Consider the following 13334-nt stretch of genomic DNA (forward strand, 5'->3'; position numbering starts at 1 on the left):
CGCCGCCGGAGCCGGACTTCTCAGCATCACGGACCAGATCCGTGCAGCCGAAGACGGAGCCAGCCTTCAGCACGCAGTCGACCACCTCCTTCACCCCGAGCACGGTGCTCTGGAGCGTGTCCGGGAGGCTCTGGAAGCAGCGGGAGAACAGGTCAACGACCTGGACGACGACGCGTATGCGCTCGCCGACCGGTTCGGCTTCGCCTCGAGTTCGTCAGCTCGGCCCAGTCTGAACTCGTCGACTCCGAGGCCGAACTACGCCGCGTCGGCACCGCTTCGACGAGTTACTCCGCAGCACGAACCGTCCGTGATCACCGAGGTGCCGCTCTGGCCACTTCTCCCGCAGCGACCCAGGCCAAAGTCTCCTCGGCGTCCAGTTCCCAGACGGCGCCGCTCACTACGACGGGTCACCCGCCGCGCGCCGCAACGCCCCGACGGTGACCCCGGCGGCTCTCTTCGCCGTCGGCCACCAGTACGTCGCGCGTCCCAGCTCGACCCACCTGTCAAAGACCACTCACCCGAAGAGGCAAACGTGCCCGAGTACTACTCCAGCATCGGCGAGGCCGTCGGTGCGGCCATGCAGCACAACATCCGGCTCGCCCACCGCAGCGCGGCACCGGGCTCCGACAAGCCGCTGCAGGTCAGGCGCCTGCCCAGCGCTTCCGCCGATCCGTACTCGGTCCGCGGAATGATCTCTCGCCTCCACGAGGACGCCTCGCCCGATGAGGTGGCGGGCATCATCGAGGAGGTCAACGGCGCACTGGTCGGGGCTCTGCCCGAGCTGACCGAACTCGTCGCCTCTGCCGCCGACTGGACTCGCGCCCGTCTCGACTTCGACGACCCGCAGCACCATCCGACTTTCGAGACGTGGACACGATTGGCAGCCGCGTACGGGATGCTCCAGGACGTCCGTGAGCAGTTGGAAGTCGCCGAGGACGGTCTCGCTGCCTGTCCCGCAGAGCGCACGGACCCCCGGCACCACCAGATGGTCAACGTCTTGCGCAGCCGGGAGTCGCTCGACGATGTCCTCGGTGCCGAGGCTGCTCCTGTGCCGTCCGCTGCCCGGAACGTCGATTCAGACCGGCAGCGGGCGGCCCGCGCCTCCTCACCGCGCGCCGGAACATCGCCGTCGACCGGCAGTCCGCCGGCCACCGCAGCGCCTCCGCCCGCGCCTCGTTCTGCCGGCCGACCCCGCTGAAGCGTTCCGCCTCAGACGTCCAGGAGTACCCCCATGAGCTGCATGAGAGCCGAGCGCGCCCCGCCCCCGCCCGCTCGCACACCCAAGGAACCGCCGTGCCTTCCCCGCGCACCAGCGCGCCCTCGACCACCACCGGGTCGGACGCGCTCCTCTACCTCCTGTTCGGCATCCTCGGCGCCGCCATGGCCTTCGGCTCCCTGGCCTGGCTGACCGGAAATCTCACCAGTAACTTCGTCGGGAGCGGGACATGGGCCCCCTTCCGCGTCACGGACGCGCTGCTGCACCCGGAGGTGCTGTGGCCGACTTTGAGCACCAGCATGCTGATGGTCGGTGCCCGCGTCGTCCCCGGCTTGCTCACCGTTGCCCTGGTCGTCACCGCTGCGGTGATGTGGATGCGCTGGCGTGCCGGGTCCAAGTCCGGCCTCGCCCGCAAGGCGGACCTGGCGCCACTGCTGGACAAGGAGATCGTCGCCAAGGCGAGGAGCCTCCGCCCGAGCCTGGGCGGCCGGGAGAGTAAAAGAGGTCCTGCCCGCTGACCGCGGCATCCTGCTCGGCACCCTCGATCCCGGTCGTGCGGAGGTCCGCGCGTCCTGGGAGGACGTGATCGTCGCGATCATGGCTCCGCGTTCCGGCAAGACGTCCGGGCTGGCGATCCCCGCGATCCTCTCGGCACCGGGTCCGGTCCTACTCACCAGTAACAAAGCTGCGAACGACGCCTTCACCGCCACGGTGGACGCCCGCGCCGAGGTCGGCACGATCTGGACCCTCGATCCGCAGCAGATCGCCCACCACTCGCGCGAGATGTGGTGGGACATCCTCGCTGACGCCCGAGATCTCGCCGGGGCGAAGAGGCTGGCGGGGCACTTCGTGACGGCAAGCGTGGACGAGTCCAGCGGCTCCGACTTCTGGTCAACCGCCGCGAGCAACACCCTCGGCGCCCTCTTCCTCGCCGCCGCGTCCCACCGGCGACCGATCACCGACGTCCTGGCCTGGCTCGCCATGCCGGCCGACCGCACCCCGGTGGACCTGCTCACCGACGCCGGCCACCACGCGGTCGCCGCCCAACTCCAGGGCACCGTCTCCGGCGCCACCGAAACGCGTGACGGCATCTATGAGACCGCGAGGCAGTACGCGAGCTGCCTACTCGACCCGGACGTCGCCGCCTGGGTCACCCCGAACGACGACCTTCCCGAATTCCAGCCGTTCGCCTTCGCCACATCCCGCGACACCCTGTACCTGCTGAGCAAGGACGGCGGCGGCAGTGCGTCCGCCATCATCGCGGCGGCGGCCGACGCCGTCATGCGCGCGGCCGTGATCGTCGCCGAGCGCTCCGGCGGGCGACTCGACCCGCCCGCCCTGTGCGTCCTCGACGAGGCGGCGAATGTCTGCCGCATCTCGGACCTCCCCGATCTCTACAGCCACTTGGGAAGCCGAGGCGTCATCCCGATGACGATCCTGCAGTCCTACCGTCAGGGTCAGCGGTGCTGGGGCGAGGCCGGTATGGACGCCCTGTACTCCGCCGCCACCATCAAGATCATCGGGTCTGGCATCGATGACGCGGACTTCGCCGACCGGCTCAGCCGTCAGATCGGCGATCACGACGTCCAGACCACCTCGGTGTCGACCAGCGAGGGCGGCAAGTCAACCTCGGTGAGCATGCGCACGGAGCGGATCCTTCCGCCGGACGCCATCCGCGCCCTGCCCAAGGGCAAGGTGCTGCTGCTGGCCACCGGCATCCGGGTCGCCATGCTCAACCTCAAGCCCTGGTACAAGGAGCCCTCCGCCACGGTGGTCGGCCCGGCTTCCGCTCGCGCCACGAAGGCCATCACCGAGCGTGCCCTCGCGAAGAGCATCGGCCAGGACGATCTTGGACTGTCGGCATGAGCGCGTCCACACCACAGCAGGGGCGGTTGGCCCACGCCCCGGTCGTCCTGCGCGGTGGCCAGTGGTGGCTTGACGGCGGAGCCGGCTCGGTCCCCGCCTCTGATCCCGCCTTCACCGCTGCCCTGGCCGATTTCGCCCTGTCGATGGCCGCTGCCGACCAAGCGGTCGCCAACCTCCTTATCCGGCAGGACGAGGCGTCCGCCGTTGATCCCGGCGGCTGGCGATGAACCCGCTGATGAGTGCCGAGCAGGCGGTTCTCGGCGCCGTGCTCCTCGACCCCGAGGAGCTCACGCACCTGGAGTGGCTCGCTCCGGACCACTTCTATCGGCCCGTCCACCAGGCGCTGTTCGGCGCGCTCTGCAAGCTCCGCAGCGAAGGGCACCCCGCGCTCTCGGCCGAAGGACCGTTGCCGCTGTCGTGGGTGACCGACGCGGTCGGGGAGGCCGGACAGCACGTGCGCGGGCTGACCGCGGTGTACGCCCGCACCCTGATCCAGGCGTGTCCCCGCACCGAACACGCCCCGGTGTACGGCCGCATGGTGCTGGAGGGGGCGATCCACCGCACCGTCGCCCAGCACGCGATCCGTCTCCACCAAGCGGCTCGGGCCGACGCCGTCCAGGGCGAGGTCGAGGGAGCGCTGCGTACGGCGGACGTCCTGACCGGCGTACTCACCGACCTTGCGCGACGCTGGGGAACCGATCCTCGTCCGGTCCCACCCGCAGCTGTGCCTTCTGCCGCCGCAGACATTCCGCCGCCGGCGCAGTCCGGCCAGGTCACCGAGGACGAGCAATTCCTCCTGGCCGTCCTCACCGAGCAGCCAGGAGCCATGGACGAGGTGATGGCCTGGCTGCGGCCGGGAGACTTCGCCGACCCAACCCACGGGCAGCTCTACCGGTGCCTCGGCGCGCTGCACCACCGGGGCGAACCCATCGATCGGATCACCCTGCTCTGGGAGGCCAAGCGACGCGGCCTGATGGCCGACGGCACGCTGTCGAGCGAGCAGCTGACCGCCGTCTGCGAAGGCATGGTCCCCGGCAGCGCCGACTGGTTCGGGCACCGAGTGATGCGCTCCTCCCTCACCCGCACCGCCGCCGCCTCCGCGCGAGCCATCCGGACCCTGGCTCAGGACGAGGCTCTGGGGCCCGGTCGCCTGATCAACCACGCCCTGCACGCGCTCGGTCCACTCGACGAGGTGCGTGCCCGCTGGGCCACCGCGAACAGCAGTCTGGCTCCGAAGCCCACGGCACCCACGCCGTCGGCGGGCGAGCCGCTGCCCGCCCGCGTAAAGGCCGCCCGCGCCCGCAGCACACCCCACCCAGGGGCGTCACCCCCAGCCCCAGCCAGCCGTCTCCCCACGCCGTCAGCAGCCCGACCACCTCTCGCGCGGCCACCCGTGAGACCCCCTCCTCGCCAGCCCTCTTCTGCCCCTGGAACTCGTCTTGAACTCCCCCCTCTCCTCAGCCGCGCCGGACCTACACGCAACGGCCCCGGGCCTCGCCGCCCCGTTGCGCTCTCCGTTGATCGGATCGCTCTGCTCGGGGTACGGCGGCCTCGACCTGGGCGTACAGGCCGCCCTCGGCGGCACGCTGGCCTGGCACGCCGAGGTCGACCCGAACGCCTCACGCATCCTGGCCCGCCACTGGCCCGGCGCCCCCAACCTGGGCGATATCACCACCGTCGACTGGTCCACCGTCCCCCGGGTGTGCGTCCTGACGGCCGGCTTCCCCTGTCAAAGACGTCTCCGTCGCCGGCCGTCGGGCCGGACTCAACGCCCAGACCCGCTCCGGGCTCTGGCTGCACGTCGCCCGTGCGGTCGCAGCCCTCCGACCCTGCCTGGTTGTGATCGAGAATGTGCGCGGCCTCCTCACCTCCCCCGCCGGCTCCCCTGGCGACGTGGAACCCTGCCCGTGGTGTCTGGGAGACACCCCAGGCCAGCCTCCTCTGCGGGCACTCGGTGCCGTACTCGGATCCCTGGCCGACCTCAGGTACGACGCGAAGTGGCTCGTGCTTCGCGCCTCCGACGTCGGGGCCCCGCACCGCCGCGAGCGGACCTTCCTCACCGCATGGGCCGCCGGGCACCCTGCTGAAGACGCCGACCAGCAACATCGGGAAGAACGGCGGCAGCCAGCATCCATCGAAGCGGAAGAGCGGGGGGCACGGTCCGAACCTGGCCGACGAGGTCGAGTGGCTGCTACCGACCCCGAAGGCGTCGGACGGAATCAAGGGCTCGCCGAACCAGCGGCACGGCAATGGCGGCATGACCCTGCCCAGTGCCGCTGCGTCTCTGTTGCCGACCCCGAGGGCCAGCTACACGGGCACCCCGGGCAGCCGACCCGGGAAGGGATGGCGGCCTCCCTTGTCAGCGGTGGTCCTGCCCCTCTGGGCGGAGGAGACGCCGGAGGCGGGGGCGCGGACCGGCGATGGGGAGCGTACGGATCCGCCATCGCCCGATGGGAGAGCCTCACCCGTCCTGCCCCGGCCCCCACGGACGCGGCCGGTCGGCTCCGCGCGGACTTCGTGGAGTGGATGCAGGGCCTCGACGCCGGCTGGGTCACCGCGACTCCGGGGCTCGGACGTCCAGCGCAGCTCACCGCGCTCGGGAACGGCGTCGTCCCACAACAGGCTGCGCGTGCCTTGCAGTTGCTGGCACCCCCCTTTCCCCGCTGTCCCCGCTGTCCCCGCTGCGCCAACCGATAGCGCTCCACTACCGCGTTCTTCCGGCCGGACCAAACCGCTGATTCTCCGGATCCTCTCGGGCATGTCGCCGTCTCACAGATGGAGCACACCCCCATGGCCGACACCAGCCCGACCTCCCCCGGCCCCGAGCCGTACCGCGTCCCCGACGCAGACCTCGACGACCTCGCCAGCACCCTCGCCAAGACCATGGCCGAGGTCAGGCAGCACGGCGTCATCCTCGACCGCCTCGGCTCCGAGCCCGAATCCGTCGGCAGCCAGCCGCCGGACGGCGCTCCGGAAGCCGAGGCGGCTGAAGCCAAGAAGACCGACGGCCCCGCCTCGGTGTTCATCCTCGCCCTGGGCGGCAAGGAATACGCCGTCGAACTCGCTGCCCTCAGCGACTGGGTGAACTACCTCTTCCTGCCGGTGTACGGCCGGGAGATCAGCACGAGCCGTCCCTGGTGCGCGCACTGGCACGAACACCCCGAGGCCGTCGCCCGGCTCCACGCACTCTGGCTCGCCTGGCAGCAGTTCACCGACACGGAGGCCGGCCTGTCCGGCTCCTCGACCTGGCACCGCGACCACCTGGACCAGGCCCTGGCGCACCTGCGTGCACCCGACGGACCCTTCGCGGCCTGCACGACCAGCGCAACTCGCCCCAACCACCGGGTGCTGGCCACCCCGGCGCCCGAGCAGGCGGGGGTGGCGGAGTGAACGACATCCTCGACTTCGACCTCGACGATCTATCGCCGGTCGACGACGACTCCGAGGAAGCGATGGAGGCTCTCTGGGCTGGCGACTTGACGGTGCTGGTCCAACACCACACCACGCCCAACGGTTCGCAAAGCTTCGTCCTCGCCCACGACCGATCGGTCACCTGGGGGATACCCGGCGAGCCACAGCTCGTTGCGATCGCGGTCGCTCGGGATCTGCGGCAGTCCACGTTCACGTTCGAAACGAGTCACCACGCCACGGCGTCCTTCGCACAGAACTGGCTGGCAGAACGCGGCTGCCCGCTCGAACCGATCTCACTGCGCGGTGGCAACTACATCGAGCCCGCCGACGACCTCACCGTCCAGGTGGAACAGCAGATTCAAGAGTCGGGCACCCGCTACGAGGTCCTCGACACCTACACCTCTGACGACAATCCCAGCGAGGCGTGGACACTCGTCAACGACTCCCAGGCCACCCAGGCACCGGTTCGCCTCTTCTACGAGGAGTGGAACCACGGTGCCGGCACGTACACGATGCGCGAGGGCGCCTTCCCCGACGTCGGCGTCGCCCAGACCTGGCTGGACGAGCGCAGCGAACCGCTGCCCGAGCCTTCGGAGTACAGCGACCACAACGGTGCTGTCGTCCGGGCCCGCATCGCCCGCATCGCCCTTTCCCGGTCCGCCGGCACCTCTCCGACACCGCAGACCGGGCTCGACGAGCCCCGCGCGTCAGCGGCGGTACCGGTTCAGCGCGCGGTCCAGGGGAGGCTGCTGTGAGCCGCGCCCGCTTCGCCTTCGCCGCGCACCCTGACGCCATCACCGACCTGCGGGAACTCCCGTCTGAGATGCGCGATTTGGCCTTGCTGGAGCTGCAGAACCTGGTCCACGGAAGCGACGACTGCTTGCCGTTGAAGGGCCGTCTCGCCGGCTTCCACAAGGTGTACGTCGACCCGGAGGTCTCTTACCGGCTGGTCATCCAGTTCCGCCAAGCGCCACCGACCTCGACCCGCAAGCGCGAGATCTACCTCGTGGCGGCTGGCAGCCGGAAGGACTACGCGGTCTACCGCGCGGCCCACCTACGGACCGAGCCCCAGCAAGGGGTCGGCCCGGACTCCGCCGCGGAGGCCCGCGTGCAGGCCGCCCGGTCTCGCTCGACGCTCACCACCGAACGGCGGACAACGGGCCGCGCGGCTGCCCCGTCACCAGCGCCGCCCTCGGCCACTGCTTCTCGAAAGGTCGCCCAGCGATGACCAACGACCGTACTGCGCTGACCCGTATAGAGCTGGCGGATCTCCTCACCGAGGCCGCTCAGAACGTCGGCGGCATCCCTGCCGCCGAGTACCCGACGGCTGCCGCCCGCTCCTACCTGCATCCCGTCTTGGGTCCGCTGGCCGCTGGGCCCCGCGTGATCACCGAGCTTAACGACCGGTTCGAGGGCTTCGTGGCCACCGAGCCACGTTCGGCGGGCCTGTTCGCTCTGGCCTCCTACGCCTCCGCGCTGGGGTGGCTCACCGAGTCGTTCGCCGAGCTGACCTCCTCGGTCGACGAGATCTGTACCCGCGTGGGCATCCCTACGGAGCCTTGCGCTCCGATCCCCGCCACGTCCGGCGGAACCGAGCGGGACGACAAATTCGACTTCGCCTTCAACGCAATTGAGTTGGAGGCAGTCCGCAACGCAGCCGAGGCCGCCGGCCTCGCGCCGGACGACTACGTCGAGGTTCTCTCCCAGTCGCTGCTCGCCGCCGCCCGGATCACCGGCGCCTGCATAGAGATCTTCAGCGGCCTGCTCGATGACGCCGATCTCCTCAGCGAAGTGAGCGACCGCCCTCGGCTCGACAACGATCCCGGGAGCCTGCCCGCTCTGGTCCGCTCCCTGCTCGCCCGGATGGAGACGACGGAGTGAACCCGTACGACGCAGACACACACCCTGGGCCTTATCTCGTCGTCGAAGTGCTCGGTGTCGGGGATGTCAGCGTGCACGCCCTCGCACATGGTCCGGAGGAGCCACTGCACCAGGCCGCTACACGCGTCATCGAAGCCGCAGCGGCGCTGGACGAGCGACACGAGAGCGTGCTCAACGCGGTCCTGCGCGCTCAGCGGCTGCTCGAAGGCACTGGTCGCGGTGAAGTCGGCCGAGCCCAGGTGTCGTACGCGCTGCTGCGCACAGCTCTCCCGGACCTCGGAGACGGCCTGGCCCAGCAGGACCGGGCATACAGCCAGCTCGTCGAGTCCCTGTCCGCCTACCGCCGGCTTCTTTCCTCGCCCAAGCCCGATCAACACGCGAGCAACAAGAGCCACGGGCCGGGCCAGAAGACGAGGCCCCACCGGGACGACGACTGGGCCGTCGCCGGGGAGCGCGGGCTAGTAGCCCTCGAAGCGGTTGCGGCCGGAGGTGTTCGCTTTCGCCGCAACGCGATCGGCGAGGACCCGTACATCTCGCGGGAGAAGGCCCAGTGGCAGGACCCGGCGGTCTTCCCGCAGACCGTGCAGCGGCTGGTCGCCGCCGGGCTACTGCATCAGGACATCACCGAGAACGTGTACCGGCCCGGCCAGCTCCTCTCGCTCACTGCGCAGGGGGAAGCCACCCTGCGTGATGGTCGCGCGACGACCTCCCGGGTGTCCGCCGCCCTCGGCCGCACTACCACGCGGACCACGTCAGGCGCGCTCTCCGACTCGGCCGCCGCGCCCGTCGCCAGAACCTCCCTCGCGACCCCCCGCTCACGCTGACCTCATCCCGATAAGGACCCCACCATGGCTGCCCCCGGCCTGCCTCCCACCTTCTCCATCGCTTCCATCGACGCCCAGCGCGTCGAGGAGGCTCTCGCCCGGATCGGGCCCAAGTGGACCACCTGGACCGCGATGACCCTGGCCCGGGTGAACGGCCCGGTGCGCGTCCGCGACGTTGCTGCGCAGCTCCCCTTCGTCAGTGAGCAGTTCGTCGGCAAACGGCTGGCCACGATGCACGCTGACGGACTGGTGATCCGCGATGACGACCGGCGGGGCGCGCCGTACCGGCTCAGCGCGCTCGGCACGTCTCTGGCCCCCGTCCTCCGCACGGTGTCGGACTGGTCCCGCACCCACCTGACACAGGAACCGATGGCCGAAGCCGAGCGTGTCGAGGATGCGCTGCGCCGCTTGCATCTTCGGCATTCGACTGCCGTGATTCAGGTACTCGACTCGGCTGACGGCCAGATGCGGTTCGTTCACATCGCCGAGGCGGCCGGTCTGGACTACGGCCTCGCACGGCAGCGACTTGTCCGGCTTCAGGCCGATGGCCTGGTCACGCGGACGGGCTCCCGGCACGGAGACCCTTACGTGCTCACCGATGCCGGCCAGGCGTTGGGGGCCGTATACGCGAGTGTCGAGCACTGGAGCCAGCCCTTCGCGCTGCGAGGTGGAACAGCGGCACCGCGTCCGGCAGCGGCAGCCACGCGCACCCACGTCGGCATTCCGCTGGGGGCGGGAGCCGACAGCGCCCGGACCGCGGCGGCCCTACGGCGGAGCGCCGCCGCGTCGAACGTCATGTTCAGCCACGCGCCTCAGCCGGAACCGCGGGTGCCGGCGGCCGTGACCGCTCAGTCGGCACCGGGCCGGGGCCGGTGACGGGGGTGAGAACTAGAGGCCACGCGCCGCCACTACGGCATCCGCGTGCGCTCCGGCGGCTCCCGCCGCTGCATACGCGGATCCGTTCTCCTCCTTCGCTTCCGGAGACTCGACCATGTACGCCCCTGATGACCCGACCCGGTACCAAGAGGTACTGGTTAGCCCCATGTATCTGGCGGGTTCCAACGGGACCGGCGAGGCTGGCTTCGCGCCCGTCGCCCACTGGCCCCATCAGTACCTCGATGAGGGCCCCTGCCAGCTCCTCGTGACCTCTCCCGACCAACAGATTCGGATCGGCTGGTTCGGCGACGACTTCGAACTGTGGAAGATCAGCGCAGCCGAGGACGCCTTCTCGGCGCCTCGCTGGACGGCGACGTTCAACCACGTCACCCCGGCCGAGATGGTCGCCGGCCTCACCGCCGCGTTGGTCCAGGACTACGACGAAGCCATCGCCTCCGACACCCTCGGCCGCTTTTTGGCAGGGCCAACCGTCCCCTGGAGGGACACCGTCCGGCCGCTGACCGATGCCGGCTGGAACCTTGACGGAGCTGCTGAACTCGGCACCGTCGAGATCATCGCTCCTGACGACCAAGCGGGCATCCTTATCGATCGGCGCGGCTACGGCTCCGACCGCACGACCGTTGAGCTGTGGGCTGGCCCGCCGGGCTGGGGCACTCGTGCCGAAGCGACGTTCACGGCCCGCACCCCGTCCCACTTGATCGCCGCAACCGCCGCTGTGATGGCGAAGTCGACCCCGGTGGTCCGCGAGCGCCACCAAGTCGACCGGCGGATGCAGCACTTGGTCACCATGACCCCTGTCGCTTCGGCCACGCCGATCGCCGAGGCTCAGGTCCCGCGCGCTCCGACTCCGCTGGACGTACGCCGCACCTCGGTCACCCAGGCCGTACACCGTGCCGCGCGGGCACCACGCACAGCAGCCGACCTCCGGGTGATGGCCGCGCAGAGCCGCTCCACGGGGGCGGCGCAGAAACGGACGGGACACCCCGCGCCCGCGACCTCTGCCCGGCTGCCGGCTAGCTCGCCGACGCCCCGGCGCGGACGCTGACTCCCACCCCAGGCCGCACTCCACTCGCGACCGTCCCCGCCCAACAGGAGTTCCACCATGCCCACCACCACCATGCTCGACCAGGCCACGGCCATGATCGAGAACGCCTGGGGCCAGCCGATCGAAGCTCTTGAGGTCCTAGGGGTCCGCCGCCCCAGCGAGGACCCGCTCCTGCGCTGCGCCATGCACACTCGCGCGGCCCTGGCCATCACGGACAGCGCGGTAACCGTTCACCAGGACCGTCTTCACGCCCTGTCCCGGCATGGGTACGTGCCTGAATTCTACGAACTCGACCGGATCACCGAAACGGCGGTCAAGCTCCGCGTCGCCCACGCGGAGAGCCGTGCGTACCTCCAGGCGATCCGGCGCGTGGTGGAGGCTCGGGAGGCCGCCGCACCCGAGGTTGAGGCACCGGCGGTTCGGCTGCCTCAGGCCGCTGTCGCCCGCTCCGGGCAGACGCGGCACGCCCCGGGGGCCGTGCCCGAACCGTCCTCGCCGGCGGCGGTCGTAGGGCCGTCAGCGCCCACAACGGGGCCCCGACGTTGAACGCTTAGCTCCGATTCTCGTCGCGGGGGCCCTCTTCGGCCCGGGGGCCCACCGCGCGGGCCAGCTCCTCCACCGTCAGCTCCACGCGCCGGCCTTCGGCGACCCGGCGCTCCACCGTCTCCTCGTCCGGCCACCGGTCGGGCTGTGCGCCGACTCCCCACTGGCCGTCGGCGACCATCGCGATGTCGCCCACGGTCCAGGGCCGTCCGGCGGCGCGGATCTTGCGTTCCAATCCGGCGCCATCCCAGTGTCTGCTCGCCTCAGCCATCGCTGTCCCCCTTCTCTCGCCTGCGGCCCGTCACCGCAACCCAAGTAGGACAACCGCAGTGGCCTGTCCATTCCCCGGGTCTCCCGTGACCTGCCGACGGCCCCAAGTTCGCCCACGGCAGACGTCCCTGCCTGGAAACGACTACGCACTTCGGCATGATGCATGCCAACGTACGGGTGTCGGGAAAACCGCAGGTCAACGAAGGGATCCACCAAGCCGTGAGCACCTCTGCCACCCTCCTTCCGGCCGTTGTCCGCCCCACGGCGGATGCCCTCCACTGGCTCTCCGCCGACCACAGTGCGGGCCCGGTGCTCGATCTCCTGGACGCACTCGGGTGGGCGATCGTCGACACCCCCGAGGCCAACGTCCACGCGACCAGCCCCGACGGCTGTGTCTACGTCGGCTGGCTCCCCGAGGACCCGTCGGCCTGGCAGCGCAACATCGTCCGGCACGTCCGGGTGCAGCCCGCCGATGGCGACGCCTGGGTCCAGGAGTTCGGTCTCCACACCCCCTCCGAGGCCGTTGCCGGATTCCTCGCCGCCCTGGACACCAACTCCTCGTGCTGACTGCCGACCAGCCCCCTCAATGTCCACCGTTCACGGAGACTCCCTTGCCCCAGTACCTGACCGTCGGCCACCTGCTCCGCCAGCTCCAAGAACTCGACCCCAACCTGCCGGTCCGTCTCGCCATCAACCCCGACTTCCCCTTCGCCCACTTCGTGGGAGCCACGGTCGTCGTCCGCGACGGCAAGGCGTACATCGCCGACGACGGCCAGGAGGACTACCTCCCGGTGGGAGCGCGCGACGCCCTCACCTGGGCCTGATCGCTTCCCTACCATCACGGAGGCTTCCCATCTCGTCACTCTCGCGCCCCGCACCCCGCCTCGCGCTGCACACTGTCGCGGCGCACCCCATGCCGCACGGCGTGCACAGCGCGCTTCTCCAGCGCATCTCCACCCGCCCCGACGGCCCCCTCGACATCACCTGGCTCGCCGCCGAAACTTCCGGACGCATCCGACTGCGCTGGGAGCCCGCCTCGCCCAGCGGCTGGGACGTCACGGTGCATCTGGGTGTGACCACTGCCGAGGTACTCCTTGGTTCCTGGCCCGCCGCCCCGGACGACTGGCCGCGCCTGGTCCATCCGACCCTGTACGAGGTGACCGGCCTATGCGCCGCCCTCTCTTTCGCGACCGACGCCCTCGACCTCTCAAACCGGCTCGCCGGGGTCTGGTAAGCCACCGAACGCGTAGGCCGCTGACCTGTACCGCGGCTGAGGCTCGTCAGTGACGCCCTACGGCGTGCTGACTGTGATAGACGCTGATGAGCTGGCCACTGGCTCTCAGCCGCTCCCACGCCTCTGTGGCATCGAGATCGTTGTACA

At 70.4% G+C, this 13334-nt stretch carries 16 protein-coding genes and 3 pseudogenes; 18 read left to right on the forward strand and 1 reads right to left on the reverse strand.

Annotation, left to right across the window (positions count from 1 at the left end):
• The first annotated feature begins 532 nt into the window (after positions 1 to 532).
• The 15 genes and pseudogenes from ACIOEW_RS26210 to ACIOEW_RS26280 all read left to right on the forward strand — a co-directional run bounded on the left by ACIOEW_RS26210 (position 533) and on the right by ACIOEW_RS26280 (position 11686).
• The gene (locus ACIOEW_RS26210; RefSeq protein ID WP_358980250.1) at positions 533 to 1198 is read left to right on the forward strand and encodes a hypothetical protein; all 666 of its coding nucleotides are present in this window, start codon (positions 533 to 535) and stop codon (positions 1196 to 1198) included.
• Between the two features lie 95 nt (positions 1199 to 1293).
• Positions 1294 to 1734, forward strand: a complete 441-nt coding sequence (locus tag ACIOEW_RS26215) for a hypothetical protein (protein WP_358980252.1) — start codon at positions 1294 to 1296, stop codon at positions 1732 to 1734.
• A 79-nt stretch (positions 1735 to 1813) separates the two neighbouring features.
• The gene (locus ACIOEW_RS26220; protein WP_401966382.1) at positions 1814 to 3082 is read left to right on the forward strand and encodes a type IV secretory system conjugative DNA transfer family protein; all 1269 of its coding nucleotides are present in this window, start codon (positions 1814 to 1816) and stop codon (positions 3080 to 3082) included.
• Positions 3079 to 3309: a hypothetical protein gene (locus tag ACIOEW_RS26225; RefSeq protein WP_401966383.1), complete on the forward strand. Its 231-nt coding sequence runs from the start codon at positions 3079 to 3081 to the stop codon at positions 3307 to 3309. The genes ACIOEW_RS26220 and ACIOEW_RS26225 overlap by 4 nt, the downstream gene beginning before the upstream one ends.
• Positions 3306 to 4479: pseudogene (locus ACIOEW_RS26230) on the forward strand (DnaB-like helicase N-terminal domain-containing protein). The gene ACIOEW_RS26225 and the pseudogene ACIOEW_RS26230 overlap by 4 nt, the downstream one beginning before the upstream one ends.
• 120 nt (positions 4480 to 4599) lie before the next feature.
• Positions 4600 to 4746: pseudogene (locus ACIOEW_RS26235) on the forward strand (DNA methyltransferase); the annotation flags it as partial.
• 121 nt (positions 4747 to 4867) lie between these two features.
• A pseudogene (locus tag ACIOEW_RS26240) lies at positions 4868 to 5779 on the forward strand (DNA cytosine methyltransferase); the annotation flags it as partial.
• Positions 5780 to 5872: 93 nt separating this feature from the next.
• The gene (locus ACIOEW_RS26245; RefSeq protein ID WP_358980258.1) at positions 5873 to 6472 is read left to right on the forward strand and encodes a DUF4913 domain-containing protein; all 600 of its coding nucleotides are present in this window, start codon (positions 5873 to 5875) and stop codon (positions 6470 to 6472) included.
• Positions 6469 to 7248 carry a glycosyl hydrolase gene (locus ACIOEW_RS26250; RefSeq protein ID WP_401966386.1) on the forward strand — a complete coding sequence of 260 codons (780 nt, stop codon included), beginning with the start codon at positions 6469 to 6471 and terminating at the stop codon, positions 7246 to 7248. Before ACIOEW_RS26245 ends, ACIOEW_RS26250 begins: the two co-directional genes overlap by 4 nt.
• The gene (locus ACIOEW_RS26255) at positions 7245 to 7721 is read left to right on the forward strand and encodes a hypothetical protein (RefSeq protein ID WP_358980262.1); all 477 of its coding nucleotides are present in this window, start codon (positions 7245 to 7247) and stop codon (positions 7719 to 7721) included. The genes ACIOEW_RS26250 and ACIOEW_RS26255 overlap by 4 nt, the downstream gene beginning before the upstream one ends.
• Positions 7718 to 8374, forward strand: coding sequence for a hypothetical protein (locus tag ACIOEW_RS26260; RefSeq protein WP_358980264.1), 657 nt, complete (start codon positions 7718 to 7720; stop codon positions 8372 to 8374). Before ACIOEW_RS26255 ends, ACIOEW_RS26260 begins: the two co-directional genes overlap by 4 nt.
• Positions 8371 to 9198, forward strand: a complete 828-nt coding sequence (locus ACIOEW_RS26265; protein ID WP_358980267.1) for a large ATP-binding protein — start codon at positions 8371 to 8373, stop codon at positions 9196 to 9198. Before ACIOEW_RS26260 ends, ACIOEW_RS26265 begins: the two co-directional genes overlap by 4 nt.
• A gap of 24 nt (positions 9199 to 9222) precedes the next feature.
• Entirely contained in the window at positions 9223 to 10074 is an 852-nt protein-coding gene (locus tag ACIOEW_RS26270) for a winged helix-turn-helix transcriptional regulator (protein WP_358980269.1), read from the forward strand.
• Positions 10075 to 10189: 115 nt separating this feature from the next.
• Positions 10190 to 11140 (forward strand): DUF317 domain-containing protein, encoded by a 951-nt coding sequence (locus ACIOEW_RS26275; protein ID WP_401966390.1) that lies wholly within the window; start codon positions 10190 to 10192, stop codon positions 11138 to 11140.
• 57 nt (positions 11141 to 11197) lie between these two features.
• Positions 11198 to 11686 (forward strand): hypothetical protein, encoded by a 489-nt coding sequence (locus ACIOEW_RS26280; RefSeq protein ID WP_401966392.1) that lies wholly within the window; start codon positions 11198 to 11200, stop codon positions 11684 to 11686.
• Positions 11687 to 11690: 4 nt separating this feature from the next.
• On the opposite strand, the gene ACIOEW_RS26285 is transcribed toward ACIOEW_RS26280, so the two are convergent.
• Positions 11691 to 11954 carry a hypothetical protein gene (locus tag ACIOEW_RS26285; RefSeq protein ID WP_073868647.1) on the reverse strand — a complete coding sequence of 88 codons (264 nt, stop codon included), beginning with the start codon at positions 11952 to 11954 and terminating at the stop codon, positions 11691 to 11693.
• Positions 11955 to 12172: 218 nt separating this feature from the next.
• On the opposite strand from ACIOEW_RS26285, the gene ACIOEW_RS26290 reads away from it, so the two are divergent.
• The 3 genes from ACIOEW_RS26290 to ACIOEW_RS26300 all read left to right on the forward strand — a co-directional run bounded on the left by ACIOEW_RS26290 (position 12173) and on the right by ACIOEW_RS26300 (position 13187).
• A complete protein-coding gene (locus ACIOEW_RS26290; protein WP_358980275.1) occupies positions 12173 to 12520 on the forward strand; it encodes a DUF317 domain-containing protein in 348 nt (115 codons plus the stop codon).
• 44 nt (positions 12521 to 12564) lie between these two features.
• On the forward strand, positions 12565 to 12777 hold the full coding sequence (locus ACIOEW_RS26295; protein WP_358980277.1) for a hypothetical protein: 213 nt from the start codon (positions 12565 to 12567) through the stop codon (positions 12775 to 12777).
• 101 nt (positions 12778 to 12878) lie between these two features.
• Positions 12879 to 13187, forward strand: coding sequence for an esterase (locus ACIOEW_RS26300; RefSeq protein WP_401966394.1), 309 nt, complete (start codon positions 12879 to 12881; stop codon positions 13185 to 13187).
• The last annotated feature ends 147 nt before the right edge of the window (positions 13188 to 13334 follow it).

The sequence above is a fragment of the Streptomyces sp. NPDC087901 genome, assembly GCF_044742205.1.
Lineage (GTDB): Bacteria > Actinomycetota > Actinomycetes > Streptomycetales > Streptomycetaceae > Streptomyces.

What these genes read in the sequence shown, in the direction of transcription:
- ACIOEW_RS26220 (WP_401966382.1), top strand. Translation starts at nt 1,814, where the DNA reads ATGGCTCCGCGTTCCGGCAAGACGTCCGGGCTGGCGATCCCCGCGATC.
- ACIOEW_RS26225 (WP_401966383.1), top strand. Translation starts at nt 3,079, where the DNA reads ATGAGCGCGTCCACACCACAGCAGGGGCGGTTGGCCCACGCCCCGGTC.
- ACIOEW_RS26245 (WP_358980258.1), top strand. Translation starts at nt 5,873, where the DNA reads ATGGCCGACACCAGCCCGACCTCCCCCGGCCCCGAGCCGTACCGCGTC.
- ACIOEW_RS26260 (WP_358980264.1), top strand. Translation starts at nt 7,718, where the DNA reads ATGACCAACGACCGTACTGCGCTGACCCGTATAGAGCTGGCGGATCTC.
- ACIOEW_RS26270 (WP_358980269.1), top strand. Translation starts at nt 9,223, where the DNA reads ATGGCTGCCCCCGGCCTGCCTCCCACCTTCTCCATCGCTTCCATCGAC.
- ACIOEW_RS26275 (WP_401966390.1), top strand. Translation starts at nt 10,190, where the DNA reads ATGTACGCCCCTGATGACCCGACCCGGTACCAAGAGGTACTGGTTAGC.
- ACIOEW_RS26280 (WP_401966392.1), top strand. Translation starts at nt 11,198, where the DNA reads ATGCCCACCACCACCATGCTCGACCAGGCCACGGCCATGATCGAGAAC.
- ACIOEW_RS26285 (WP_073868647.1), bottom strand. Translation starts at nt 11,954, where the DNA reads ATGGCTGAGGCGAGCAGACACTGGGATGGCGCCGGATTGGAACGCAAG.